Source organism: Celeribacter indicus, assembly GCF_000819565.1.
GTDB lineage: Bacteria > Pseudomonadota > Alphaproteobacteria > Rhodobacterales > Rhodobacteraceae > Celeribacter > Celeribacter indicus.
Map to the genome: position 1 here is coordinate 674,383 of NZ_CP004393.1, position 26,067 is coordinate 700,449.

Sequence of the window (26,067 nt, forward strand, 5' to 3'; positions counted from 1 at the left end):
GTGAAAAAAGGTTCCGGCGTTACGGAACCGCAACGAAAGGACAAGAAACGTGGCACGTATCGCTGGCGTGAACATCCCGACTGCAAAGCGGGTTCCCATCGCCCTCACCTATATCACCGGCATCGGCCCGTCTTCGGCCCGCAGCATCTGCGACGCCGTCGGCGTCGAGCAGACCCGCCGTGTGAACGAACTTTCCGACGCCGAAGTGCTCGCCATCCGCGAACATATCGACGCCAACTACACCGTGGAGGGTGACCTCCGCCGTGAAGTGCAGATGAACATCAAGCGTCTGATGGATCTCGGCTGCTACCGCGGCCTGCGCCACCGCCGCAACCTCCCGGTTCGCGGTCAGCGCACCCACACCAACGCCCGCACCCGCAAGGGCCCGGCGAAGCCGATCGCCGGCAAGAAGAAGTAAGGGGAGCATTCAGACATGGCACGTGATACCCGTCGCACGAAGCGCAAGGTTTCCAAGAACATCGCCGCCGGCGTTGCTCATGTGAACTCCACCTTCAACAACACCAAGATCCTGATCTCCGACGTGCAGGGCAACGCGATCTCCTGGTCGTCCGCCGGCACGATGGGGTTCAAGGGCTCGCGCAAATCCACGCCCTACGCCGCCCAGATGGCCGCCGAGGACGCGGGCCGCAAGGCCCAGGAACACGGTGTGAAAACCCTCGAAGTCGAAGTGCAGGGCCCCGGCTCCGGCCGCGAATCCGCGCTGCGCGCGCTTGCCGCCGTCGGCTTCAACATCACGTCGATCCGCGACGTGACCCCGATCGCGCATAACGGCTGCCGTCCGCCGAAGCGCCGCCGCGTGTGATCCGGGACACGATTTGAGGATCGCGGGCCTTCCCGGCCCGCGGTCCGTTATGCGTTTTTGAGATCCCTCGGGCGTCCCCCGTTTAAGGACATGGGCGGGAGGACAAGTATGGAGGCACCAGCATGATCCACAAGAATTGGGCCGAGCTCATCAAACCGCAACAGCTTGACGTGAAACCGGGCAACGAGCCCGCGCGTCAGGCGACCCTCGTTGCCGAACCGCTCGAGCGCGGCTTCGGTCTGACGCTCGGCAACGCGCTGCGCCGCGTGCTGATGTCTTCGCTGCAAGGCGCGGCCATCACCTCCGTTCAGATCGACAACGTTCTGCACGAATTCTCGTCCATCGCGGGCGTGCGTGAGGACGTCACCGACGTGATCCTCAACCTCAAGGGCGTGTCCCTGCGCATGGAAGTCGAGGGGCCGAAGCGCCTGTCGATCTCCGCGAAGGGGCCGATGGTCGTCACCGCCGGCGACATCTCCGAGAGCGCGGGCATCGAGGTCCTGAACAAGGACCATGTGATCTGCCACCTCGACGAGGGCGCGGATCTGTTCATGGAACTGACGGTCAACACCGGCAAGGGCTATGTCTCCGCCGACAAGAACAAGGCCGAGGACGCCCCGATCGGCCTGATCCCGATCGACGCGATCTATTCGCCGGTCAAGAAAGTGTCCTATGACGTGCAGCCGACCCGCGAGGGCCAGGTGCTCGACTACGACAAGCTGACGATGAAGATCGAGACCGACGGATCCGTCACCCCGGAAGACGCCGTGGCCTTCGCCGCGCGCATACTCCAGGACCAGCTCGGCATCTTCGTCAATTTCGACGAGCCGGAATCGGCCGGTCGCGAGGTCGAGGACGACGGTCTCGAATTCAACCCGCTTCTGCTGAAGAAGGTGGACGAGCTCGAGCTGTCCGTGCGGTCCGCGAACTGCCTCAAGAACGACAACATCGTCTATATCGGCGATCTCATCCAGAAGACCGAGGCCGAGATGCTCCGCACCCCGAACTTCGGCCGCAAGTCGCTCAACGAGATCAAGGAAGTGCTGTCCGGCATGGGCCTGCACCTCGGCATGGATGTCGAGGAATGGCCGCCGGAAAACATCGAGGAACTGGCCAAGAAATTCGAAGACCAGTTCTGAGCAGAAATCCGGGGGTCGGGCGCAAAGGTCGACAAAAGTCCGACAGGTTTCCGACCCTCAAATTCGGGCATTCCGCCCCAAGGAGAACCGGTGACACGCATCGCCGGTCAGACAAAGCAAAACCTGAATTAGGAGATAGAAAATGCGTCACGCGAAAGGCTACCGCCGCCTCAACCGCACCCACGAACACCGCAAGGCGATGTTCGCCAACATGGCCGGCTCGCTCATCGAGCACGAGCAGATCAAGACGACCCTGCCGAAGGCCAAGGAACTCAAGCGGATCATGGACAAGCTGATCACGCTCGGCAAGCGCGGCGATCTTCACGCTCGCCGCCAGGTGGCCGCCCAGCTCAAGCAGGACAAGGACGTCGCGAAACTCTTCGAGGTGCTCGGCCCGCGCTATGCCGAACGTCAGGGCGGCTATACCCGCGTCCTGAAAGCCGGTTTCCGCTATGGCGACATGGCGCCGATGGCGATCATCGAGCTCGTCGACCGTGACCCGGCCGCCAAGGGCGCCGCCGACCGCGCCCGGCTCGAGGCCGAAGACGCGGCGATGGAAGACGAGGACTGATCTCCTCTTCCGCACCGGATCGACCGAAGCAGCCCCGCCCCCTCGGCGGGGCTTTTTCGTGAGGCACGGACCCGCGCCGTGAGAAAATGATCATAAACTGCGCATTTGCGCCCCTTGCCGGAGAATGTGATCGCCGGATCGGGGAAAGAGGCTAGGCAAACCCGTCCCGTTGGTTTAGCTCTTGTTTCCATGATCAGCTTCAGGTTGTCATTCCCATTCGAGATCGAGATGTTTTTCAATGCCTGATACGACGGAACTCAATCGTTTGTTTTCTCAGCTTCGTGCCGCATCGCCGGTCGGCTATTCCGCAGGGCTTCACATTCGCTTCGCTGCGCCGCTGGTGTCCGAGTCAACATACGATCCGAAGTGGCTCGAGCATTACACGGCCAATGCCTATGCTCTGCGGGATCCGATGATCGCCTGGGGGCTCAGTACCGAAGGGCATAAAAGGTGGAGCGAGATTGCAAGAGAACTCCCCGACCCGTTCAATATCTGGAGGCAGGCCACCGAATTCGGCCTGAACTATGGAGTAGCCGTGTCCTGCGGACCGGTTCAGTCGAGGACGATCGTCGGGTGCGCCCGGTCGGATCGCGAATTCACCGATCAGGAGATCACGAAGATCGCGACTCTCGTGCGCACGCTGCATGAAATCTCTGAGCCGCAAACAGATCTGACACAGGCCCAGATTCAGGCCCTCCGGTGCATCGCGGGCGGTGACCGTCACGCAGCAGCCGCGGCCAAGCTCGGGATCTCGGAAAGTGCGCTCAAGGCGCGCCTGGTCTCCGCCCGAGAAAGACTGATGGCCCGGACCACCTCGGAGGCCATCCAGAAAGCCAAGGAGATCAAGCTGCTATGACGGTAGCCGCTCCCGCGTTGCGTTGAAGATGTCAACCAACACTGGAGATCTACCATGCAAACCACGACGCTTTCCTTTGCCAACCTGCACAATTACGGCGATCTTTTTGCGAATATGCTCCGCGCGCGGCATGAAACCTTCATCCAGCACGCGAAATGGGATCTGCCGCAGGCCGACGGCATGGAATACGACCAGTACGATACGCCCGCGTCCCGCTGGATCGCGGTGCATGACTTCGGCGACGTCCTGGCTGGAATCCGCTTGACCCCGACCACCACCAAATGTGGCATCTACTCCTACATGATCCGCGACGCGCAGCGCGGGCTGCTCGAGAGCATTCCCACCGACCTGCTCTTCGAGGAGGCGCCGGTCGCGCCGCATGTCTGGGAATCGAGCCGCATTTTCGTCTCTCCCCGCGTGCCCGCGAAACAGCGGCTCAAGGTGCAGATGGGCCTCATCGGGGAAATGACGAACACCGCACGGGAACTCGGCGCGACCTCGGTCATCTGCCTCATCCCGGAGCACGGCGACCGCTGGGGCCGCCGCGTCGGGCTCGACATCGACCGGATCGGGCCGGTGATGGATATCGGCGGCGCGCGCAACGCCTGCATGCGCATCAACCTGATCAACAAGCTGCACTGACCCCTTGCGCTCCGGACCGGGGCCGAAACGTGCCATTTCGGCCCCGAGACCCCTTTCCCGCCCGGCTCGGGCGGCGTAACCTCGCGGCCATGGCCGACCTGTTTTCCACCGATGATACCGATGCACCCGACGACCGGGCGCCGCGCCCCCTCGCCGACCGGCTGAGGCCACGGGCGCTGTCCGAGGTGATCGGCCAGCGCCAGGTGCTCGGCCCCGACGCGCCGCTTGGCACGATGCTCTCCTCGGGGGCGCTGTCCTCGATCGTCTTCTGGGGGCCGCCGGGCGTGGGCAAGACCACGATCGCCCGGCTCCTCGCGAAGGAGACGGATCTGCATTTCGTGCAGATTTCCGCGATCTTCACCGGCGTGTCCGAGCTTCGGAAGGTCTTCGAGGCCGCGAAGCTGCGCCGCCGGAACGGGCAGGGGACGCTGCTCTTCGTGGACGAGATCCACCGGTTCAACAAGGCGCAGCAGGACAGTTTCCTGCCGCATATGGAAGACGGGACGATCCTGCTCGTGGGGGCGACGACGGAAAACCCGTCCTTCGAACTGAACGCCGCCCTGCTGTCGCGGGCGCAGGTGATGGTGCTCACCCGGCTTTCCCCGGAGGAGCTCGATCAGCTCGCTGCCCGTGCGGAACGCGAACTGGACAAGACGCTGCCGCTCACGGAGGCGGCTCGCCGCGCACTCCTCGAGATGGCCGACGGCGACGGCCGCACGCTTCTGAACCTGATCGAACAGATCGCCGCGTGGAAGGTCGACACACCGCTCGACCCCGAGCAGCTCGGCAAGCGGCTCATGCGGCGCGCGGCGAAATACGACAAGTCGGGGGACGAGCATTACAACCTCATCTCCGCGCTGCACAAATCCGTGCGCGGCTCCGACCCGGACGCGGCGCTCTACTGGTTCAACCGGATGCTCGAGGGCGGCGAGGATCCGCGTTACCTCGCCCGGCGCCTGCTGCGCATGGCGATCGAGGATATCCAGCTCGCCGATCCGCAGGCGCAATCGGTCGCGCTGCACGCCTGGCAGAGCTATGAACGGCTCGGCTCCCCGGAGGGAGAACTTGCGCTTGCGCAGGCGGTGGTCTACCTCGCCCTCGCGCCGAAATCGAACGCGGTCTATACCGCCTTCAAGGCCGCCCGCGAGGCCGCGCGCAAGACCGGTTCCGAACCGCCGCCGAAACACATCCTGAATGCGCCGACGAAGATGATGTCGGAACAGGGCTACGGCGCGGGCTATGCCTATGACCACGATGCCGAGGACGCATTTTCCGGCCAGAACTACTTTCCCGACAGCCTGCCGCGCACGCAGTTCTACAAGCCTGTCGAACGCGGGTTCGAACGCGATCTCGGCAAACGGGTGGCCTATTTCGACAAGCTGCGCGACGACCGCAGGAAATCCGGCAAAACTTGACATTTTCCGCCCCGTTGCCCATGGCAGGGCGCGAAAAGGAGACATCTATGGCCCCCCTCATCCAGGTCGCTCTCGGCGGCGCGCTCGGCGCTTCGGCGCGCTATCTCACCGGCCTCGGCATGGCGCGCCTTCTGGGCAAGAGCTTTCCGTGGGGCACGCTCACGGTGAATTTCGCCGGCTCCTTTTTGATGGGCGTGGTTGTCGTCGTTCTGGCGCATGCGAACGGCAACCGCTTCGCGCCCTTCCTGATGACAGGCGTGCTCGGCGGGTTCACGACCTATTCCGCCTTCTCGCTCGACGCGCTGACGATCTATGAACGCGGCGAGATCGCGCTCGCCGCCGCCTATGTCGTCGTGACGCTCGTTCTCGCGCTCGGGGGCATCGCCCTCGGCCTTCACGCCGCACGGAGTTTCTACACATGAGCCGAGTCCAGACGATCACGATCGGTGACGACCAGCCCGAGCAGCGGCTCGACCGCTGGTTCCGCAAGATGTTTCCGCAGCTCACCCAGGGCAATATCGAGAAGATGTGCCGCAAGGGCGAGATCCGCGTCGACGGCGCGCGCGCGAAATCGAACACCCGCGTCGGGCCGGGGATGGAGGTCCGCGTGCCGCCCCTGCCGGACGAGAGCGCGCCGAAGCCTGCGCCGAATGCCGCGCGGATCTCGAATGCCGATGCGAAACTGATGCGCGACGCGGTGCTCTACGAGGACGAGCACCTGATCGTGATCAACAAGCCCGCCGGCCTTCCGACGCAGGGCGGATCGAAACAGACGCGCCATGTGGACGGGCTCGCGGCGGCGCTCCAGGGCGATTTCCCGGAGAAACCGCGGCTCGTTCATCGCCTCGACAAGGACACGTCGGGTGTGCTCGTCCTGGCGCGCACGCCCGCCGTCGCCTCGAAACTCACCGAGGCGTTCCGTCACAAGAACACGCGCAAGATCTACTGGGCCCTCGTTGCCGGCGTGCCGACGCCCTATCTCGGCGAGATCAAATACGGTCTCGTGAAGGCGCCCGGACGCGGCAAGTCGGGGGAGGGGGAAAAGATGCTTGCGGTCCATCCGCGCGACATCGACGCCACCCCCGGCGCCAAGCGCGCCCATACGCTCTATGCCACGCTCTACCGCGTCGGCGCGCGCGCGAGCTGGGTGGCGATGGAGCCGGTGACGGGGCGCACCCACCAGCTCCGCGCCCATATGGCCGAGATCGGCCACCCGATCATCGGCGACGGGAAATATGGCGGCTCCGGGCAGGAGAACCTCGGCGACGGCTGGGGCGCGCAGCTCGGCGGGATCATCTCCAAGAAACTGCACCTGCATGCGCGGCTGCTGCGGTTGGAGCATCCCGTGACGCGCAAGGAACTGACGGTGACCGCGCCGCTGCCGGAACATATGGCGCAGAGCTGGGATACCTTTGGCTGGACCGAGGATCTTGCCGCCGAAGATCCGTTCGAGGACCTGCGCGGATGAAGCTCGTGATCTTCGATGTCGACGGCACGCTCGTCGACAGCCAGGCGCATATCGTCCTGTCGATGGAGGCGGCCTTTGCCGCGGGCGGTTTGCCCTTGCCCGACCGCGGCCGGCTCCTGTCGGTCGTGGGGCTGTCTCTGCCCTATGCGATGGCGGAGCTCGCGCCGGAGGCCGACGAGGCGACGCTTGCGCGGATGATCGACGCCTATCGCGCCGCCTTCCGGGCGCATCGCCTTGCGGAGGGTGCGGCGGCCGCCCCGCTTTATCCGGGGGCCGAGGCGGCGCTGCGCGGCCTGTCGGCGCGCGACGACGTCTGCCTCGCGCTCGCCACCGGCAAGAGCCGCCGCGGTCTCGACGCGCTTCTCGCCGCCTGGCCCTTTGCCGATCTCTTCGTGACGACGGAATGTGCCGACGACCACCCGTCGAAGCCGCATCCCTCGATGGTGATGCAATGCTTGCTCGACACCGGATGCGGGACGGAGGATGCCGTGGTCGTCGGGGATACGACCTATGACATGGAAATGGCCAGGGCCGCGCGGACGGCGGCGATCGGGGTCGGCTGGGGCTATCACGGACGCGAGGCGCTGCTCTCCGCCGGGGCCTCGGTCGTGATCGACGGGTTCGACGCGCTCGAACCGGCCCTGGCACGGATTTGGGAGAACTGAGACGTGGCGGAATGGAAGGCGAAACGCTTCTGGACGGAAACCGGGGTGACCGAGGACGAGGAGGGATTCGGCGTCTCCCTCGACGGTCGGCCGGTGCGGACGCCGGCGAAGGTGCCGCTCCTCGTGCCGACGCGCGCGCTTGCGGAGCTGATCGCGGAGGAATGGGATGCGCAGGAGGGGGAGATAGACCCGAATACAATGCCGGCGACGCGCAGCGCCAATTCCGCCATCGACAAGGTGGCGACGCAGCGGGCCGAGGTGGCGGACCTGCTCTCCGATTACGGCGACAGCGACCTGCTGTGCTATCGTGCGGAGGCGCCGGAGGATCTTGCTGCGCAGCAGGCGGAGGGCTGGGATCCGCTCCTCGACTGGGCGGCGACGCATCTCGGTGCGCGGCTTGCCCCGCGTGGCGGCGTCATGCACGCGCCCCAGGACGCGCAGGCGCTCGCCGCGCTGCGCGCCCGCGTCCATGCGCTGACCCCGTTCGAACTGGCCGCCTTCCACGACCTGGTCACCCTTTCCGGATCGCTGATCCTCGCCTTCGCGGTGATCCAGGACCGGCTCGCCGCCGAAGAAGCCTGGCGGTTGTCGCGCCTCGACGAAACCTACCAGATCGCGCAATGGGGCGAGGACGAGGAAGCGGCGGAACATGCCGAACTCAAGCGCCAGAGCTTCCTGCACGCGGCCCGTTTTTATCGGGTGGTCAATTAGCAGGCGCTTTGCGCGGCGCGCAGCCCAAACGCCGCGCAGATGCCCGTTGAATTTGATCAAATTCCGTCGGCCCATGTCAATTTGTGATCGTGGCCTTGACGTATTGGAATGAATCCTCCCAAACTAAGCTCGTTGAAAGAGCATTTGCTCATTTCGATATCGCTCCCGGTCCACGGGGAAGGCCGGAACAAGGTGCCTGCGAAGGGTGCCATATCAGGAAGAGGTAAACATGAAAAAATCCGTATTTCTTGGCGCGCTGACGCTGGCGGGGCTCGCCGCCGGGACGGCGATGGCTCAGGATTCGTCGACGCTCGCCGCCGTGAAGGACCGGGGCACGCTCAGATGCGGCGTGAATCCGGGGACGCCCGGTTTCGCCGCGCCGGATGCGAGCGGCGAGTTCGTGGGCTTCGACGTCGATGTCTGTCGGGCGGTTGCTGCGGCCGTGCTGGGCGATTCCGAGGCCGTCGAATACACGCCGCTGACCTCCGCCGTGCGCTTCACCGCGCTTGCCTCCGGCGAGGTGGACCTGCTCGCGCGCAACACGACCTGGACCTTCACCCGTGACGTCGACCTGAAGAACACCTTCGTCGGCGTGAACTATTACGACGGTCAGGGCTTCATGGTGCCGAAGGATCTCGGCGTCTCTTCCGCCAGGGAGCTTTCGGGGGCCACCGTCTGCATCGAGACCGGCACCACCACCGAACTCAACCTCGCCGACTATTTCCGCGTCAACAACATGGAATACGAGCCGGTTCCGGTGGAAAGCTTCACCGAGGCCCAGACCCAGTTCCTCGCCGGGGCCTGCGACGTCTACACCACCGACGCCTCGGCGCTGGCCGCCTCGCGTGCCTCCTTCGAGAACCCGGAAGGCTACGTCGTGCTTCCCGAGATCATCTCCAAGGAGCCGCTCGGCCCGCTCGTGCGCCACGGCGACGACAACTGGGGCGATATCGTGCGCTGGTCGCTCAATGCGATGATCGCGGCCGAAGAATACGGCGTGACCTCCGCGAATGCCGCGGAGCTTGCCAACGGCACGGACAATCCCGAAATCAACCGCCTGCTCGGTGTCGAGGGGGAACTGGGCGCCATGCTCGGTCTCGAAAACGACTGGGCGCTCAACATCATCACGCAAGTGGGCAACTACGGCGAGAGCTTCGAGAAGAACATCGGTGAGAACACGCCGGTCGGACTCGCACGCGGCCTGAACGCCCAGTGGACCGAGGGCGGCCTGATCTATTCGCCGCCCTTCCGCTAAGATCGAACAGGGGAGGGCGCGAGACGATCCGCGCCCTCCGCCGTTCCGGCTCTACCGAAAAACACAAAGATCCAATGCACGGGCGGGGGTCATCCCGCACCGTCGGCAGGCCGTATTCAGGGGAAACAGGGGACCCTCTCGATGACCACAATGACAGATCCGCCAAATGACCAGGGCTTTCGCCTGAGCCAGCTGATTTACGATACCCGCTATCGCTCCGCGACCATCCAGGTCATCGCCCTCATCGCCTTCATGGTGATCGCCGCCTTCCTCGTCCGCAACACGATCACCAACCTCTCCGCGCTCGGCAAGGACATCGACTTCGGTTTCCTGTTCAGCCGCGCGGCCTATGACATCAACCAGAAGCTCATCCCTTATTCCTCCAACGATCCGCACTGGCGCGCCGCGCTCGTCGGCCTGCTGAACACGCTCCTGGTTGCGATCCTCGGCTGCATCCTCGCCACGGTCATCGGAGTGGTGGCGGGGGTCCTGCGCCTGTCGAACAACTGGCTCACGGCGCGGATCATGACCGTCTACGTCGAAAGCTTCCGCAACATTCCCGTGCTCCTGTGGATCCTCGCCTTCATGGCGGTGCTGTCGGAATCCCTGCCGTCTCCGCGGGCCTTCCGCGGCGAAGAGGCGGAGGCCTCCATGTGGCTGTGGAACACGATCGCCGTCACCAACCGCGGCACCTACATTCCCGCGCCGGTCTGGGGGCCGGGCTCGGCCATCGTCGTGGTCATCTTCCTTCTGTCCCTGCTCGCGATCTGGGCCTTCGGGAAATGGTCGCAGCGGCGGTTCGAGGCGACCGGGCACCTGCTGCCGAATTTCTGGATCAAGCTCGCGATCCTCGTTGGTCCGACGCTGCTCGTCTATCTCCTGCTCGGTCGGCCGGTGGCCTTCTCCCTGCCGGAACTCGCCGGCTTCAACTTTTCCGGCGGCATCCACCTGCGCAACTCCATGCTCGCGCTCTGGCTCGCGCTGTCCTTCTATACCGGCGCCTTCATCGCGGAGATCGTCCGCTCCGGCATCCTCGCGATCTCCAAGGGCCAGACCGAGGCCGCCTATGCGCTCGGCCTGCGCCCCTCCCGCACGATGAACCTCGTGATCCTGCCGCAGGCGCTCCGGGTCATCATCCCGCCGCTGATCTCGCAATATCTGAACCTGACGAAGAACTCCTCCCTCGCGCTTGCCGTGGGCTACATGGACCTGCGCTCGACGCTCGGGGGCACGACCCTCAACACGACGGGGCGGGAGCTCGAAAGCATGCTCCTGATGATGCTGATCTATCTCGTCGTCAGCCTCGTCATCTCCTCGGGCATGAATTTCTACAACAAGACGGTCAGGCTGAAGGAGCGCTGAGATGCAGGAACATACCTCCGCCGCTTTCGTCCGCAAGCAGATGCTCGACCAGCAGCCGCCGCCGCGCATGCAGGTGGGCGCGGCGCGCTGGGTCCGGGAGAACCTGTTCTCGAGCTGGTTCAACGGCATCCTGACGCTGGTGTCGATCTACGTGATCTTCCTCGTGCTCCGCCCCGCGCTGCCATGGCTCCTCGGCGGCGTCTGGAATGCGGGCTCTCTCGTGGAATGCCGCCAGATCCTGACCGAACGCTTCGGCAACACGCATCACGCCTGCTGGGCGGTGCTGACGGAACGCTGGAACCAGCTCATCTATGGCTTTTATCCCTCGAGCCAGTATTGGCGCGCCAATCTCGCCTTCGTGCTCATGCTCTTCGCCATCGCGCCGGTGCTCTTCGACCGGCTGCCGCGCCGGATGCTCTGGTTCACCGTGGCCTTCCCGTTCCTCATGGTCTGGCTCGTCTGGGGCGGTCCAATCTGGGGTCCGCTGTCCGTGGCGGTCGGCTTCGCGCTCGGCGGCCTCGCGTTCAAACTTGCCGACCGCTTCAATTCCATGGCGATTTCCGCCATCGCGGCGGTGGTCGTGGCGCTGGCCTGGTGGCTCTTTGCCGGACCACCCGTCGTGACCGACCTGAGCCGGATCGCCCCGCTCGGGGCGCTTCCGCGGGTCGACAGCCGCGAGCTCGGCGGCTTCATGATCTGCCTCATCATCGGCATTTCCGGCATCGCCCTGTCGCTTCCCATCGGGATCATCCTTGCGCTCGGACGCCAGTCGGACCTGTTCATCGTCAAGACGATCTGCGTCGGCTTCATCGAGTTCATCCGCGGCGTGCCGCTGATCACACTGCTGTTCACCGCCTCGCTGCTCCTGAACTACTTCCTGCCGCCGGGCACGACCTTTGATCTCACGCTGCGGGTGATCATCATGGTGACGCTCTTCGCCTCCGCCTATATGGCCGAGGTGATCCGCGGCGGGCTCGCCGCGCTGCCGAAGGGGCAATACGAGGCCGCCGACGCGCTCGGCCTCGACTACTGGAAGGCACAGCGCCTCATCATCATGCCGCAGGCGCTGAAGATCTCCATTCCCGGCATCGTCAATACCTTCATTGGGCTGTTCAAGGACACCACCCTCGTGATGTTCATCGGGATCTACGATATGCTCGGCCTGTCGAACGCGATCCGCGCGAATGCCGCCTGGAACGGGATCTATTGGGAACTCTTCATCTTCATCGGCCTGGTGTTCTGGATTTGCTGTTTCGCCATGTCCCGTTATTCTCAATGGCTGGAGCGCCGTCTCCGCACCGACCACCGCTAGGAAAGGAGACGCCCATGTCTCAAGCTGTCGAACGCACCGTCGATCGGGCAAAACTGGCCGTCTCCGACGAGATCGCCGTCCAGATCATCAACATGAACAAGTGGTACGGTGAATTCCACGTCCTGCGCGACATCAACCTCACCGTCAACCGCGGCGAGCGCATCGTCATCGCCGGGCCTTCCGGCTCGGGGAAATCGACGATGATCCGCTGTATCAACCGGCTGGAGGAACACCAGAAGGGCAAGATCATCGTCGACGGGATCGAGCTCACCTCCGACCTGAAGAACATCGACAAGATCCGCTCCGAGGTCGGCATGTGCTTTCAGCATTTCAACCTCTTCCCGCACCTCACCATCCTGGAGAATTGCACGCTCGCGCCGATGTGGGTGCGTAAGATCCCGAAGCGGGAGGCCGAGGAAACCGCAATGCATTTCCTGCGGAAGGTGAAGATCCCGGAACAGGCCGACAAATATCCCGGCCAGCTCTCCGGCGGTCAGCAGCAGCGCGTGGCCATCGCCCGCTCGCTCTGCATGAGGCCCAGGATCATGCTGTTCGACGAACCGACCTCCGCTCTCGATCCCGAGATGATCAAGGAGGTGCTCGACACGATGATCGAACTTGCGGAGGAGGGGATGACCATGCTTTGCGTGACGCATGAGATGGGCTTTGCCCGCCAGGTCGCGAACCGGGTCATCTTCATGGACCAGGGGCAGATCGTCGAACAGAACGAGCCCGAGGAATTCTTCAACAACCCGAAATCGGAGCGCACGAAGCTGTTCCTCAGCCAGATCCTCGGGCATTGAGGGGCGCGCCGTCGGGCGCTTTCCCTCTCCGCCGCGACGGGCTATTCCGTCGCCTCGACTTCCCGCGGGACGGCGAAGTCCAGGACCTCGTTGTGGCCGAATTCCGCGTTGCGCCAATCGTCCGCACCGAGCGCGAAGACGGTGGTCGCGCAGGTCGGATAGCGCCGGAAATCGGGATGCGGATGCGGCGCGCGCGCGAAATGCGTCGCGAAAACGGATATCCCCGGATTGTGCGCGATCAGCAGGACCGTGTCGCCCCGCGCCCGCTTCACCGCCGAAAGGATCCGGTCCTCCGGCGCAAGATACAGATCTTCGTCGACCTCTGTCTCGCCGGAGACACCCATTCCCTCGGCAAGGCCCGCGGCCGTCTCCTGTGTGCGCCGGGCCGGAGAGACGATCATCAGATCGGGAAGAAAACCACGCTCCTTGAGCCAGCGTCCCATAGTGACGGCGTTGCGTGCCCCGCGGGCGTTCAGCGGCCTCGCGATATCCTCGAGCGATGGCTCGTCCCAGTTCGACTTCGCGTGCCGCACGAGGATGAGCCGGCGTCTCATGTTCCGCTCTTCGGCCTGATGCTCGGTTCCGTGTCGCGGATGAGCGAGCCCGCGCCATGTTCGGTGTAAAGCTCGAGCAGGCAGGCGTTGGGCGCCCGACCATCGAGAATCACCACCGCGCGCACACCGGCCGCGAGCGCGTCGAGCGCGGTTTCCGTCTTGGGGATCATGCCGCCGGCGATCACGCCCTCGTCCGTCAGCTGCTTGATCTGCGCCGAATTGAGCGAGGTCAGCACCGCACCATCGGCGCCCTTCACCCCCGACACATCGGTCAGGAGCAGCAGGCGATCCGCCTTGAGCGCCCCCGCGATCGCACCCGCCGCGGTGTCGCCGTTGACGTTGAATGTCTCGCCGTTGCGGCCGGCGCCGACCGGGGCGATCACCGGGATGAGGTTCTCGTCGCCGAGCTCCTGGATAATCGAAGGATCCATCTGGACCGGCGTGCCGACGAAGCCGAGGTCGGGATGGGTCTGTTCGCAGATCATCAGGTTCGCGTCCTTGCCGGAAATTCCGACGGCGCGGCCGCCCTGCCCGTTGATCGCCTGCACGATCCGCTTGTTCACCAGGCCGGAGAGCACCATCTCGACCACCTCGACCGTCGCCTTGTCGGTGACACGCTTGCCGTTGACGAAATCCGACTTGATGTTCAGTTCGGCCAGCAGCCTGTTGATCATCGGGCCGCCGCCATGGACGATCACCGGCTTCACCCCGACCTGCTGCATGAGCACCACGTCGCGTGCGAAGCTCTCCATCGCCTCGTCCGACCCCATCGCGTGACCGCCGAGCTTGATGACGACGGTCGCCCCCTCGTACCGCTGCAAGTAGGGCAGCGCCTGGGAAAGGGTGCGGGCGGTCGCGATCCAGTCTCTGTTCATGTCCTGCTTCTTCATCTCTGGGGCTTTCTCAAGGGCGTGCGACTTCAATACCGTGTCCGCGCGCCCCGGTGCAAGCCGGCTCAGACGAGCGTCGCGATCACCGCTCGGAGGGTGTCGATGCCCCATCCCTTTTCCGAGGAGGTGACGATCATCTCGGGAAAGGCCGCCGGGTGCCGCGCGATCCGCTGGCGCACCTGCGCGAGATTCTTCTCGCGCTCCGCCTCCTTTACCTTGTCGGCCTTCGTCAGCACGACCTGAAAGGTCACCGCCGAGCTGTCGAGCAGCGTCATGATCTCCTCGTCCACGTCCTTCACCCCGTGCCGGCTGTCGATCAGCACGAAGGCGCGGCGCAGCGTGGCGCGGCCGGACAGGTAGGCTTTCAGCAGCTTCTGCCACTTTTCGACCGTCTTGACCGGCGCCTTGGCAAAGCCGTAGCCGGGCAGGTCCACCAGATAGTGACTGTCGCCCGCGGTGAAGAAGTTGATCTCCTGCGTCCGGCCCGGCGTGTTCGAGGCGCGTGCCAGCGCCTTGCGCCCGGTGAGCGCGTTGATCAGCGTCGATTTGCCGACGTTCGAGCGGCCCGCGAAACAAACCTCCAGCCGGTTGGCGGGGGGCATGCCGTCCATTGCGACCACGCCCTTCAGAAATTCCGTCTGACCCGCAAACAGCAAGCGGCCCTGTTCGAGGGCCGCCGCATCCGGTTCAGCGATGGGAAAGGAAAGTTCCATCGTCTCTCTCGCCTCCTCAGGCGTCCTTCTTCCTGAGCCGCAGCGAGCGCAGGATGTTGCCGAACACGTCCGGCTTGTGCCCGTGGCTGCGCATGATGAGATACTGCTGGATGAAGGTGATTGTGTTGTTGCAGATCCAGTAGAGCACGAGGCCCGAGGCGAAATTGCCGAGCATGAACATGAACACCCAGGGCATCCAGGCCATGATCATCGCCTGGCTCGCATCCGTCGGCGCCGGGTTCAGCTTCTGTTGCAGCCACATCGAGATGCCGAGCAGGATCGGCAGCACGCCGAGGGAGACGAAGGCGAGCGCGGAGCCGGGTTCCGGCGGCGCGAAGGGCAGCAGGCCGAAGAGGTTGAGGATCGAGCTCGGGTCGGGGGCCGAAAGGTCGCGGATCCAGCCGATCCACGGCGCGTGCCGCAGTTCGATCGTGACGAAGATCACCTTGTAGAGCGAGAAGAAGACGGGGATCTGCAAGAGAAGCGGCAGGCAGCCCGAGGCCGGGTTTACCTTGTTCTTCTTGTAGAGTTCCATCATGCCGCGCTGCATCTTCTCGCGGTCGCCGCCAGCCTGTTCCTTGAGCTTCTCCATTTCCGGCTGAAGCTCCTTCATCCGCGCCATGGAGACGTAGGATTTGTAGGCGAGCGGCAACATGACGCCCTTGATGATCAGCGTCAGGATGAGGATCGACCAGCCCATGTTGCCGATGAGCCCGTGCAGGGCGTGCAGGATGCGGAAGATCGGCTTGGTGAAGAACCAGAACCAGCCCCAGTCGATCGAATCGACGAAGCGTTCGAAGCCCATGTCGTCCTGGTAGTGCTTGATCGTTTCCCATTCCTTCGCCCCGGCGAAGAGGTAGGAGGTGGTCTCCGCGGTTGCGCCGGGGGCGACCTCCTGCGTGGGCATGCGGGTCTCGACCTGGTAGATTTCGGCTCCGGCGACGTATTTCGCCACGGAGGCGAAGGACTGCCCCGGCATCGGCACGAGCGTGGTCATCCAGTTCTTGTCGGTGAAGCCGGTCCAGCCGTTCGCCTCGACCTGGATCACGGAGGCATTGCCGCCCTCGCGCGCATCCGCGCCGAAATCTTCGAAATCCTTGTAATCCTCTTCGTCGAGCTCCTTGTCGGAGAGGCGGACGAGACCCTCGTGGAGCACGAAATACCGGGAGGTCTCCGGCATTCCGTGGCGCGCGACGATGCCATAGGCGGCGAGCCGCGCGGCGGCGTCGCCGGTGTTCTCGACCGATTGCGCGACGGTGAAGAGATAGTTGTCGTCGACCGAGATCGTGCGGCGGAAGACGAGGCCCGCGCCATTGTCCCACATGAGCGTCACCGGGCTGTCCGGCGTCAGCGTCTCGCCGCTTTCCACCGTCCAGAGCGTGTTCGCGCCGGGAACCTGATCGGCCTCGAGCGTGCCGCCGGGGGCCCAGCCGTAAACGGCGTAATAGGGCGCTTCGGAGCCGACGGGGGCCAGCAGGGTGACGATTTCGTCGCCATCGAGCGAGACCTTGTAATCCTTGAGCGACAGGTCGTCGATCCGGCCGCCGACGAGGGAGATCGACCCGGTCACACTCGGGGTCTCGACATCGACGCGCGGTGCGTCGGAGACCTGGTCGGCGGTCTGCGCATCGACGCCCGTCGCCTCGTTCGGCGTGTCGACGGCGGGCGGGGCGAGGGCGACGCCCTGACCGTCCTGCGCCGTCCCGGCCTCGCTCCCCGTCGTCTCGGTCACCGCGACCGGCGTGTCGTTCTGCGGCGCCGGTTCCGGTGCCGGGAAGAAGATCTGCCATCCGAGGAGCACGATGCCGCTGAGGACAACGGCGAGGATCAGGTTCTTGTTTTGATCGTCCATGAAGGCCGCCCGATTTTGTGGAAATCAATCTCGGGTGGTTCAACCCCTCCGGGGCGCGAAGGTCAAGCGGTTTTGGCCGATTCCCTCGGAAAATACGGGGAAGTGTTCAGCCCGCGTGCCGTCCGATCCGGGGTGTCTGAGACAATTTCCGCCTGTGCGCCTCCATCCAGTCGAGCGTCTTGTCGAAGGGCAGCGGGCGCGAGATGGAGAAGCCCTGCACATGGCCGCAGCCGAGTTGCGACAGCATCGCGTGTTCCCCGACCGTCTCCACGCCTTCCGCCACTGTTTGCAGGTCGAGCCGCTCCGCCATCGTCAGGATCGCGGCGAGCATGTTCTGCTGGTCGCGGTCAAGGTCGCAGCGCGTCACATAGGACCGGTCGATCTTGATCCGGTCGACGGCGAAGCGGCGGATGTTGGAGAGGGAGGCATGTCCCGTGCCGTAATCGTCGAGTTCGATCCCGCATCCCAGCTCCCTCAGCGCGCGGATATTGCGGGTGACCATGTCGTCCTCGGCGGTGGAGATCACGCTTTCCAGGATCTCGATGGTAAGCCGCTCCGGGGAGAGCTCGAACCTGTCGAGTTCCCAGCGGATCTTGTCCACGAGCTTCGGGTTCGCGAGGTCTTCGGCGGAAAAATTCACCGAGATGCCGGGGACGCAAAGCCCCGCCTTGTCCCAGATCGTCAGGGCGGTCAGCGCGTGATAGAGGATCAGTTCTCCGAGCCGGTCGCGCAGGCCGAGATCGTCGAGGGCGAAGAGGAACTGCTCCGGGGAGAGGACGCCCCTCTCGGGATGCGTCCATCGCGCGAGGGCTTCCATGCCGCTCACCTCGCCGGTGTCGGTGGAGATCTGCGGCTGGAACCAGGGCACGATCTGTCCGTTTTCGAGCGCGTCTCCGGCCTCCGCGAGCACGGTGCCCGGATCGAGCGGACCGGTCCCGCGCGCGGCGGTGAAGGCGCGGATCGAGCCGGCCCCGTGGTGGCGGGCTTCGGCGAGGGCCGCCTCCGCGGCCTCGAGAAAGGCCTGTCCCGACATCGCGGGGGCGCGGGAGGGCAGGCAGAAGCCGACCGAACAGGTGACATGCACCTTCGAGGCGTCGACGGAATAGGGCGCGCCTAAAGCGGCCTGAAGCCGGGCGGCGAGCTGGATCAGGGTTTCCAGGTCGGTCCGGCGCATCGGCGCCGGGACGATCGCGAAGCGGGCGGTGTCGATCCGGGCGATCAGGTCGGCCTCGCGCAGAACATCACGCAGCCGGCGGGCGGCGGTGCGCAGGACCGCGTCCGACGCGGTCTCCCCCAGCAGCGTGCGCGTGGCGCGAAATTCGTCGATCTCGATCACGAGACAGGCCGTGCTGCGCCCGCTCGCCTCCCGCGCCTCGAGCATCTGATCGAGCGCCCGCGGCACCGCCGGGCGCAACGCGAGGCCGGTGAGCCCGTCCGTCGCGGTCACCGATCCGCGCTCCCGCCGCGACAGCAGGATCCTCGCCGCCGCGAGCAGCGCGGGCAACCCGAGCGCGACGAGCAGAAGCGCCGCCTCTCCGCCGAACCAGTAGGCGCCCAGGCAGATCGCGGGCAGGAAGGTGAGGCTCTGCGGCCCGGTCAGCGCATCGCGCAGGCGCTGGAGCGTTTCGGCGATGTCACGTCGCATAGGTCCGTCCCGTCGTTCCGTGTGGCCCCTCGAGGCCCTCGTCTTCGGGAGCTTAAACGTCGGAAGGTGACCGCCGGATTAACGCAGCTTCGGGATTTCCGTCGAATTGTCTGCATCGCCGTCCTCGCGGGAGGTGTTCCTGAGCGCGAGGCCGAGGAAGTCGAACAGGCCGGAATCGAGCATGTGCGAGGGCCGGACGTTGGTCAGCGCCTTGAACATCACCTGCCGCCGTCCGGGACTGTTCCTTTCCCATCCGTCGAGGATCTGCTTGACCTGCTGGCGCTGCAATCCGTCCTGAGAGCCGCAGAGGTCGCAGGGGATGATGGGATAGTTCATCGCGGTCGCGAATCGTTGGCAATCCTCCTCCGCCACATGCGCGAGTGGACGGTAGACAAAGAGGTCGCCCTCCTCGTTCACCAGTTTCGGCGGCATCGTCGCGAGACGCCCGCCGTGAAAGAGGTTCATGAAGAAGGTCTCGAGAATGTCGTCGCGATGATGGCCGAGCACGACGGCCGAACAGCCTTCCTCGCGCGCGATGCGGTAGAGGTTGCCGCGCCGGAGCCGCGAGCAGAGCGCGCAGAAGGTCCGGCCCTGCGGCACCTTGTCCATCACGATGGAATAGGTGTCCTGGTACTCGATCCGGTGCGGCACCTGCATGCGCTCGAGGAAGTCGGGCAGCACCGTGGCGGGAAAACCCGGCTGGCCCTGGTCGAGATTGCAGGCGAGGAGCTCGACCGGCAGCATGCCGCGCCATTTCAACTCGTGGAGCGCGGCCAGAAGCGTATAGCTGTCCTTGCCGCCGGACAGGCAGACGAGCCATTTCGCGCCGCGCTCCACCATCCCGTACTGTTCGATCGCCTCGCGCGTGTTGCGGATGATGCGCTTGCGCAGTTTCTTGAATTCGGTGGTGGAAGGCGCCCCGTGAAACAGCGGGTGGATGTCGTCGAGATCGTCAAGCATTGGGCTCGTCCTCGGGTTTTCGGGTCGGGTCGGGAACCGGATCGTATCCCATTCCGCCCAGCGGGTGACAGCGGCCGATGCGCCGGATGGTGAGCCAGCCGCCCTTGAACGCCCCGTGCTTTTCGAGCGCCTCGAGCGCATAGGCGGAGCAGGTCGGCTGATAGCGGCAATTGTGGCCGACGAAGGGCGAGAACAGCCTGCGATAGGCGCGCACGGGCAGGGAGGCGAGAAAGGCGAGGGGAGTCATCGCGTCTCTCCGTGCACCTTCCGCAGCGCGTAGCGCAGATCCTCGAGCAGGAGCGTGAAGGGACGCGCCGCAGTGTCGTGCTTCTTGCCGATCAGCACATAGTCCCAGCCGTCGCGGCCGAGGCCGGGAAGGACGAGGCGCGCGGCCTCGCGCAGGCGCCGCTTGGCATGGTTGCGCCGGACCGCGTTGCCGACCTTTTTCGAACAGGTATAGCCGACGCGGATGCCCTGCGCCGGCTCCTCCGGCCCCCTCTTGCGGCCCTGGAGGAGGAAACCCGCCGTCCCCTGGCGCCGCGCGCGGGCGGCGCGCAGGAAATCGGCCCGCTTGCGCAGGGTCTCGAGGGAGCGCTTGCGGGCAGCGTCCGGACATGACAAAACCGCCGACTGCGACCCGCGGGCATCGGCGTGTGCCTTCTCCTCGGGTGCGTCCGGCGGTGTCATCGTCTTGGCCTGCGACAGGCGATCCCTGGACGCGGCTTACGCGGAGAGGGACTTGCGGCCGCGGGCGCGACGCGCGTTCAGAACCTTGCGGCCGGCTTTGGTCGCCATACGGGCACGGAAGCCGTGGCGGCGCTTGCGGACGAGGTTGCTCGGTTGATAGGTGCGTTTCATCGCGCCATCTCCATCGGTTGCGTTAGGGCCCAAATCCGCTCTGCCGGGGCCTCCTCGAGAGGCATGCCGAAAGGATTCGAAGGCGAATAATCGTTCGAAGCCCGTCCAATAGGGGCGTCGCGGGCGGTTGTCAATTCGGAAGGGCCCACTTTCCGCAACAATTTCCGGTCCGGCAGGCGGACCTTTGCGTGGCGCCTCATCGGGATGGCGCCGCACCCGCGTCTGCTTTTTCCGTCGCAAGCTCTGGGCGCCTGCGCATTTCTTCCTATCCTATGGAAGGGGCGGCGCAGGGAGCAGGTATGAAGGGGATCGGCACGGACATCCGCCTGCGCAGCGCCGTCGCGACGGTCGCGCCTCAACCGCACGCTGTCCGGCGCGCGGGGAACTTGACTCCGGTGCGCTTAACAAACCTGCGGCGAATGCCTATTTTAGCGCTAAATTGTTTGAAAGCCCGCCGGTTAGGCGCATCATCATGCACCGGGACCGGCGGCTTCTGCCCCGAGCGGGCGAGTTGGCATGGCCGGCGCCCGCAAGACGAGAAGGACGAATGGCGATCTCGCGTTTCCTCAATACGCTGACGGGACGATTCCTGATCCTCACGGTCATCTTCGTGATGGCCGCGGAGGTCATGATCTTCGTCCCCTCCGTCGCGCGCTATCGCGAGGATTTCCTGCTCTCGCGCCTCGAACGGGCGCAGATCGCCTCGCTCGCGCTTCTGGCCAACGACAGCCTCGACATGGATCTCGAGGACGAGCTCCTGGCCAATGCCGGCGTCTATAACGTGGTGCTGCGCCGCAACGAGATCCGCCAGCTCGTCCTGTCCTCGCCCATTCCCGACCAGATCCACGCCACATACGACCTGCGCGACGCCACCGGATTCGAGCTCATGCGCGACGCGATGGTGACGCTGTTCGATCCGGAGGAGCGGGTGATCCGGGTGATCGGCGATCCGGTGAAGCAGGCGGGCCTGCTGATCGAGGTGACGTTGCCGACCGCGCCGCTGCGCGTGGCGATGATAGATTACGGCGTGCGCATTCTCACGCTTTCCGCGGTGATCTCCTTTTTCACCGCCTTCCTGCTGTTCCTTGCCGTGCGCGAACTGCTGGTGCGTCCGATCCGTCGCGTGGTCGGGGCGATGACCTCCTATACGCAGGCGCCCGAGGACACGCGCCGCATCATCGAGCCCTCCGCCAAGGTGACCGAACTGCGCGAGGCCGAGCAGGCGCTCAAGACGATGGAGACGGAACTGACCTCCGCGCTGCGGCAGAAGGAGCGCCTGGCCCAGCTCGGGGGCGCGGTGGCGAAGGTGTCGCACGATCTGCGCAACATCCTCACCACGGCGCAACTCTTCACCGACCGGCTCGAGATGTCGAACGATCCCGCGGTCACCCGCGCCGCGCCGAAGCTCGTCAACTCGATCCAGCGGGCGGTCAACCTTTGCGAGACCACGCTCGCCTTCGGCAAGGCCGAGGAGCCCGCTCCGGTCCTGTCCGGTGTGCGCGTCGCCGAGCTCGTGGGCGAGGTGATCGAGGGCGAGCGTCTCTCCATCGACGATTTCGACCTGTCCTTTGCCGAAGACGTCCCGGCGACGATGGTGATCCGTGCCGATTTCGAACAGATGCACCGTGTGCTTTCGAACCTCGTGCGCAACGCGCGCCAGGCGATCATGGCGACGGGCAAGCCCGGCGAGATTGCCGTCGCCGCCTATGAGGACGACGGGGAATGGGTGCTGACGGTGACGGACACCGGACCGGGCCTGCCGCCCAAGGCGCGCGAGCACCTGTTCCAGCCCTTCCACGGCGGCACGCGCAAGGGGGGCTTCGGCCTCGGCCTTGCCATCGCCGCGGAACTGGTGCGCGGGCATGGCGGCCGCCTGCTGCTCGAGCGCAGCGACGAAACCGGCACCGCCTTCGCGATCCATCTGCCGAAAGGCTTCGCGATGACGCCGGCACCCGCGAGCGAACCGGCACAGGCGGCGGAGTAGAGGGTTTTTTCCCGCAAAATGGATTTCGCCCCTTGCGCCCCCTTCCGACTCTCGGTAAATCGCCCCTACCCCGCGCGCTGGTAGCTCAGTTGGATAGAGTACTTGACTACGAATCAAGGGGTCGGGGGTTCGAATCCTCCCCAGCGCGCCACTTCTCCAAAGTATATTGATTTTAAATAGAAAACTGCCGTTTTCTACACGTTGCGCGGCATTTTCTACGCTGTTCCTTATCTGTCCCCCGCTGTCATCCTTTTTCGATTGGTTTTCCGCGTGCAGCGCTCGACCTCTTCGAGGATCTGGCCAGTCCGCCTCGCGATCCGAGCGGAGAAATCTCCGCCGCTGCCCCGAGTTCGAACCTGACGACGGGATGGAGTTCAACCACAACATCCCTGTGCATCGCCTCCTGACTGCGGTGCGCGAGGCGCGGATCGAAGGTTCTTCAGGATCTCCCTCCCGAAACGGCTTCCCCCACGATCAACCGTGACCCACGACGCATGGCAGGTCCTGCGGGCCTTGCGGTTCCGGCCCGACGGACATACGCGGGGACGATAGGCTTTGACCCCTGCCGGGCAGACCCGCTAGTGCTTGGGGCGACCGGTCAGTTCAGGATGTCCAGAGAATGCCCATTGCCTATCCCTCTCGCGCCTGCCGGATCCGGCAGAAATTCGGTTTCCAGGCCTCCCGGAACCTTTACTGGTCCTGCCGGGACGAGATGAATTTCGGCGATTGGGCGGGGCCGCTCCTGTTCGAGGAGATGAGCGGACGGCAAGCGATCTTTTGTATGCCCAGACGGCTCGTGAGAGGTTACGTCACCTTCACCGTCGGAAGCATATTGCACTGGATCACCGTGCCGGACCGGGTCGATGTCTGGGGCAGCGGGATCATCAGCGCCGATACGCGTTTCGAACGACCGCGACACACACATGCCGTGCGGGGACCGCGCACGCGCGCGCGCATGCTGGAACTGGGCTATGACTGCCCCGAAACCTATGGCGATCCGGCCCTGCTCCTGCCGCTGCTGTTTCCGGTGGACGGGCAAAAGACCTGCGAACTGGGGATCGTGCCGCATTTCGTCGATTTCGACATTGCCCGCACTCTCTTTGCCGGGCGGAGCGACGTGAAGCTCATAAATGTGCGCGCCTCTCCGGTCGAGGTGGCACGGGAGATCGCCTCCTGCCGGCGGATCGCCTCCAGTTCCCTGCATGGCATCATAGTCGCGCATGCCTATGGGGTGCCGGCGATGCGCCTCGTGTTCTCCGAGCGGATCAAGGGCGATGGCGTGAAATTCGCGGACTATGCCGAGGCTTTTTCCGCAACCGCCGACCTGCCCATGCTGGCCGTGCCGGAGGGGCCGCCGGAGGCGCTGTTCTTCGAGCGCATGATGGACGGCGGCTGGCTTCCGCAGGCGGGGCCGCTTCAGGAAAAGCTCATCGAAAGCTGTCCCTTTGCGCGCGACGACCTGCGCCGGTCGCTGTTGGACCGGCTGGCCGGATAGCCCCCGGACGGCCGCCCCGCGGAGATGTCACGCCGCACTCCAAGCGCAAATCTGTGTCTCGAGCTTCGCGAGGAGCATCCGGTTGTCGAACCTCTCCTCCGCCAGTGCGCGACCGCGGGCGCCGAAGCGCGCCACCCGTTCAGGATCCTCCGCGAGGGCCGTGATCGCCGCGCCGAAGCCCGCGAAATCCCGCTCCTCGACGAGCAGCCCGTTCTGGCCCTCGATCACCGCCTCGGGAATGCCCGCGTGCCGTGTCGAGACGACTGCCATGCCCGCGGCCAGCGCTTCCTGGATCGAGGTCGGCAGGCCCTCGGTATTGCCGTTCGCGGCGGTCACCGAATGCTGGATGAGAACCGCGGTCCGGGCCATATGGGCGCGGACCTCCTCATGGGGCAGGGGCCCCGTCAGGGTGATGCGCCCGGCCATGCCGCGCTCCTGGGCGATCCGCGCGCAGGTTTCGGACAGCGGCCCCTCGCCGATCACCGTCAGATGGGCCTCGGGGACCCGTTCGGCCGTGTCGCAGAAGGCGCGGATCATGTGATCGGGCGATTTCTTCTCGATCAGCCGCCCGACGAACAGGAAGCTCGACGGGCGTTTCTCCGCGGGGCGGAAAAGCGCGGTATTGACCCCGCTGGGGATCACGAGGCTTCGCGGATTGGAAATGCCGTGGCGCGCGAGGTTGTCGAGCAGGAATTGCGAGACGGCGAACACCCCCGCGAGTTCGGGAATCCAGCGGCGATAGGCCCGGACATTCGACGCCTTGCGCAGGTCCTTGGAGGCATCATAGCCGCGGAAATAGCTGAAGATCGGCAGGCCGAGCTCATGGGCGAGCGGGGAAAGCGCCACCGCCTCCGGGCCGAATTCGGCGAGGATGGCATCGGGCTTCTCCTCGGCCAGAAAGCGGATCAGGCGCTGTTTCGCCTCGCCGCGGGGGGCGCGGAGCGTCTTGTAGCGCAGCTTGTCGCGCAGCGCCCCCAGGCTGAGGGCGGATCTCACGCCACTGTCGTTCCGGCGCACCGCGACGCTCTTGTCATAGGGGTTGGTCCCGGAGAACTTGTTGCAGATCACGCAGGTATTGCCGCCGAACAGCTCGGAGATATGTCGGTTGACGAAGGTTTCGCCGGGTTTGTGATAGCCGCCGGTGGCGATGCAGATCTTCATGTCAAAGGCCCTGATTGAACTGCTGTTGTGAAGGCCCTTGCAGTCCGTCGCAACCAGATTTTTCCCGGCCGCGTCAGCCGGCCCGCCGTGTCACGGAGGGTGCGGCGGCGACTTGGCAGAAGTCTTCGGGCGCCGCCCGCACAATTTCCCACAGACGCAAGTCGCCCGCGTACCAGCGCGTGACAAAGTCCATCGCCGGCTGCGATGGCCGCTCCGTGTCCGTCCTGACCTCGATGGCCGGCCAGCGCTTTCCAAAGGCCGCGCCCAGCCGGGCGAGGCCGGTCTCCATCCCCTCGAAGGTGGTGAGCGCGTCGACCATCAGCCGCCCCGCCGGATCGCAGAGGAAACTCACCTGCGGCTGGAAATGCGGCCAGTCCAGCAGCGCCGCGAACCCCTCCGGCGTGATCGTGCGGCAGAAGGCCTCGAAATCGGCGAAAGGCGCCAGCGCCCGCGCGGCGAAGGCCCTGTCGGTCTCGAACGGCGTCTTGAACTTCAGGTAGTTGAAGGCCGATTTCAGCCGCGCCGCCGGATGGCGCAGGATCGCGAATTTCGGCAAGGCCTCGAATGCCCTGCGGTCGAGCCGCGCGAGATATTGCGCGGAGTGATGGGCGTTGATCTCGGTCGAGCGTTCGGCCGGAAGGCCGGGATAGACGATGCTGTTGATGAAGGTGCCCGCATTCTTCGGCACGTGGACGAAGACGATGTCCTCCCTGCGGTAGAGCGCGAAGGGCGAGGTCTTCCGCCCCGAGGCATAGGCGCGTCGCCGGTAGACCAGCCGGGCCCGGATGAAAAGCGCCTCGGGCAGGAAGCGCCCCCTCGCCCCGTCGTTGCGCAGGAGGTCGTGGGGCGGGGGCACGCGCAGGCCGGTGGCCTCTTGGCGCAGAATGTCCGGGGAGATCGTGGTCACGGCCATCTTGATTCCGAAATTTGTCT

At 65.1% G+C, this 26,067-nt stretch carries 28 protein-coding genes and 1 tRNA gene; 18 read left to right on the forward strand and 11 right to left on the reverse strand.

Annotated elements, in window-relative coordinates:
* Nucleotides 1-49: 49 nt before the first annotated feature.
* The 15 genes from rpsM to P73_RS03510 all read left to right on the forward strand — a co-directional run bounded on the left by rpsM (nt 50) and on the right by P73_RS03510 (nt 13,022).
* The gene (rpsM, locus tag P73_RS03440) at nt 50-418 is read left to right on the forward strand and encodes a 30S ribosomal protein S13 (protein WP_043868467.1); all 369 of its coding nucleotides are present in this window, start codon (nt 50-52) and stop codon (nt 416-418) included.
* Between the two features lie 15 nt (nt 419-433).
* A complete protein-coding gene (rpsK, locus tag P73_RS03445; RefSeq protein WP_043868468.1) occupies nt 434-823 on the forward strand; it encodes a 30S ribosomal protein S11 in 390 nt (129 codons plus the stop codon).
* 122 nt (nt 824-945) lie between these two features.
* Nucleotides 946-1,962: a DNA-directed RNA polymerase subunit alpha gene (locus tag P73_RS03450; RefSeq protein WP_043868469.1), complete on the forward strand. Its 1,017-nt coding sequence runs from the start codon at nt 946-948 to the stop codon at nt 1,960-1,962.
* A 142-nt stretch (nt 1,963-2,104) separates the two neighbouring features.
* Complete coding sequence (rplQ, locus tag P73_RS03455; protein ID WP_043868470.1) at nt 2,105-2,533, forward strand: 50S ribosomal protein L17; 429 nt, start codon at nt 2,105-2,107, stop codon at nt 2,531-2,533.
* Between the two features lie 238 nt (nt 2,534-2,771).
* Nucleotides 2,772-3,389 carry an autoinducer binding domain-containing protein gene (locus P73_RS03460; RefSeq protein ID WP_043868471.1) on the forward strand — a complete coding sequence of 206 codons (618 nt, stop codon included), beginning with the start codon at nt 2,772-2,774 and terminating at the stop codon, nt 3,387-3,389.
* A 54-nt stretch (nt 3,390-3,443) separates the two neighbouring features.
* Entirely contained in the window at nt 3,444-4,031 is a 588-nt protein-coding gene (locus tag P73_RS03465; RefSeq protein ID WP_043868472.1) for an acyl-homoserine-lactone synthase, read from the forward strand.
* A gap of 89 nt (nt 4,032-4,120) precedes the next feature.
* Nucleotides 4,121-5,446: a replication-associated recombination protein A gene (locus tag P73_RS03470; protein WP_043868473.1), complete on the forward strand. Its 1,326-nt coding sequence runs from the start codon at nt 4,121-4,123 to the stop codon at nt 5,444-5,446.
* 47 nt (nt 5,447-5,493) lie between these two features.
* Nucleotides 5,494-5,868, forward strand: coding sequence for a fluoride efflux transporter CrcB (gene crcB, locus P73_RS03475; protein WP_043868474.1), 375 nt, complete (start codon nt 5,494-5,496; stop codon nt 5,866-5,868).
* On the forward strand, nt 5,865-6,914 hold the full coding sequence (locus P73_RS03480; RefSeq protein ID WP_043868475.1) for an RluA family pseudouridine synthase: 1,050 nt from the start codon (nt 5,865-5,867) through the stop codon (nt 6,912-6,914). Before crcB ends, P73_RS03480 begins: the two co-directional genes overlap by 4 nt.
* On the forward strand, nt 6,911-7,579 hold the full coding sequence (locus P73_RS03485; protein ID WP_043868476.1) for an HAD-IA family hydrolase: 669 nt from the start codon (nt 6,911-6,913) through the stop codon (nt 7,577-7,579). The genes P73_RS03480 and P73_RS03485 overlap by 4 nt, the downstream gene beginning before the upstream one ends.
* Nucleotides 7,580-7,582: 3 nt before the next feature.
* Nucleotides 7,583-8,290, forward strand: a complete 708-nt coding sequence (locus tag P73_RS03490; protein ID WP_043868477.1) for an ATP12 family chaperone protein — start codon at nt 7,583-7,585, stop codon at nt 8,288-8,290.
* Between the two features lie 229 nt (nt 8,291-8,519).
* Entirely contained in the window at nt 8,520-9,545 is a 1,026-nt protein-coding gene (locus P73_RS03495) for an amino acid ABC transporter substrate-binding protein (protein WP_043868478.1), read from the forward strand.
* 141 nt (nt 9,546-9,686) lie between these two features.
* A complete protein-coding gene (locus P73_RS03500) occupies nt 9,687-10,907 on the forward strand; it encodes an amino acid ABC transporter permease (RefSeq protein WP_043868479.1) in 1,221 nt (406 codons plus the stop codon).
* A 1-nt stretch (nt 10,908) separates the two neighbouring features.
* A complete protein-coding gene (locus tag P73_RS03505) occupies nt 10,909-12,219 on the forward strand; it encodes an amino acid ABC transporter permease (RefSeq protein WP_043868480.1) in 1,311 nt (436 codons plus the stop codon).
* A 14-nt stretch (nt 12,220-12,233) separates the two neighbouring features.
* The gene (locus P73_RS03510; protein WP_043868481.1) at nt 12,234-13,022 is read left to right on the forward strand and encodes an amino acid ABC transporter ATP-binding protein; all 789 of its coding nucleotides are present in this window, start codon (nt 12,234-12,236) and stop codon (nt 13,020-13,022) included.
* A gap of 41 nt (nt 13,023-13,063) precedes the next feature.
* Here P73_RS03510 and P73_RS03515 read toward each other — a convergent pair whose 3' ends face one another.
* The 9 genes from P73_RS03515 to rpmH form a co-directional block, all read right to left on the reverse strand.
* Nucleotides 13,064-13,576, reverse strand: a complete 513-nt coding sequence (locus tag P73_RS03515; protein WP_043868482.1) for a SixA phosphatase family protein — start codon at nt 13,574-13,576, stop codon at nt 13,064-13,066.
* Complete coding sequence (argB, locus tag P73_RS03520) at nt 13,573-14,466, reverse strand: acetylglutamate kinase (RefSeq protein ID WP_043868483.1); 894 nt, start codon at nt 14,464-14,466, stop codon at nt 13,573-13,575. The genes P73_RS03515 and argB overlap by 4 nt, the downstream gene beginning before the upstream one ends.
* Before the next feature lie 65 nt (nt 14,467-14,531).
* Nucleotides 14,532-15,179 carry a ribosome biogenesis GTP-binding protein YihA/YsxC gene (gene yihA / locus P73_RS03525; RefSeq protein WP_043868484.1) on the reverse strand — a complete coding sequence of 216 codons (648 nt, stop codon included), beginning with the start codon at nt 15,177-15,179 and terminating at the stop codon, nt 14,532-14,534.
* 16 nt (nt 15,180-15,195) lie between these two features.
* Nucleotides 15,196-17,031, reverse strand: coding sequence for a membrane protein insertase YidC (gene yidC / locus P73_RS03530; RefSeq protein WP_043868485.1), 1,836 nt, complete (start codon nt 17,029-17,031; stop codon nt 15,196-15,198).
* 106 nt (nt 17,032-17,137) lie between these two features.
* Entirely contained in the window at nt 17,138-18,676 is a 1,539-nt protein-coding gene (locus tag P73_RS03535) for a putative bifunctional diguanylate cyclase/phosphodiesterase (RefSeq protein WP_043868486.1), read from the reverse strand.
* Between the two features lie 78 nt (nt 18,677-18,754).
* The gene (gene ttcA / locus P73_RS03540) at nt 18,755-19,636 is read right to left on the reverse strand and encodes a tRNA 2-thiocytidine(32) synthetase TtcA (protein WP_043868487.1); all 882 of its coding nucleotides are present in this window, start codon (nt 19,634-19,636) and stop codon (nt 18,755-18,757) included.
* On the reverse strand, nt 19,629-19,883 hold the full coding sequence (gene yidD / locus P73_RS03545; RefSeq protein ID WP_043868488.1) for a membrane protein insertion efficiency factor YidD: 255 nt from the start codon (nt 19,881-19,883) through the stop codon (nt 19,629-19,631). The genes ttcA and yidD overlap by 8 nt, the downstream gene beginning before the upstream one ends.
* Nucleotides 19,880-20,323, reverse strand: a complete 444-nt coding sequence (rnpA, locus tag P73_RS03550; protein ID WP_043868489.1) for a ribonuclease P protein component — start codon at nt 20,321-20,323, stop codon at nt 19,880-19,882. Before rnpA ends, yidD begins: the two co-directional genes overlap by 4 nt.
* A gap of 36 nt (nt 20,324-20,359) precedes the next feature.
* Nucleotides 20,360-20,494, reverse strand: coding sequence for a 50S ribosomal protein L34 (rpmH, locus tag P73_RS03555; protein WP_043868490.1), 135 nt, complete (start codon nt 20,492-20,494; stop codon nt 20,360-20,362).
* A gap of 547 nt (nt 20,495-21,041) precedes the next feature.
* On the opposite strand from rpmH, the gene P73_RS03560 reads away from it, so the two are divergent.
* The 3 genes from P73_RS03560 to P73_RS03570 all read left to right on the forward strand — a co-directional run bounded on the left by P73_RS03560 (nt 21,042) and on the right by P73_RS03570 (nt 23,973).
* A complete protein-coding gene (locus P73_RS03560; RefSeq protein WP_043868491.1) occupies nt 21,042-22,478 on the forward strand; it encodes a sensor histidine kinase in 1,437 nt (478 codons plus the stop codon).
* Nucleotides 22,479-22,552: 74 nt separating this feature from the next.
* Nucleotides 22,553-22,629: transfer RNA gene (locus tag P73_RS03565), tRNA-Arg, on the forward strand.
* A gap of 468 nt (nt 22,630-23,097) precedes the next feature.
* Nucleotides 23,098-23,973, forward strand: a complete 876-nt coding sequence (locus P73_RS03570; protein ID WP_052453017.1) for a polysaccharide pyruvyl transferase family protein — start codon at nt 23,098-23,100, stop codon at nt 23,971-23,973.
* 27 nt (nt 23,974-24,000) lie between these two features.
* Here the strand turns inward: P73_RS03570 and P73_RS03575 are convergent, their stop codons facing one another.
* The gene (locus P73_RS03575) at nt 24,001-25,134 is read right to left on the reverse strand and encodes a glycosyltransferase (RefSeq protein ID WP_043868492.1); all 1,134 of its coding nucleotides are present in this window, start codon (nt 25,132-25,134) and stop codon (nt 24,001-24,003) included.
* A gap of 73 nt (nt 25,135-25,207) precedes the next feature.
* On the reverse strand, nt 25,208-26,047 hold the full coding sequence (locus tag P73_RS03580; RefSeq protein ID WP_139267153.1) for a sulfotransferase family protein: 840 nt from the start codon (nt 26,045-26,047) through the stop codon (nt 25,208-25,210).
* Nucleotides 26,048-26,067 lie beyond the last annotated feature (20 nt).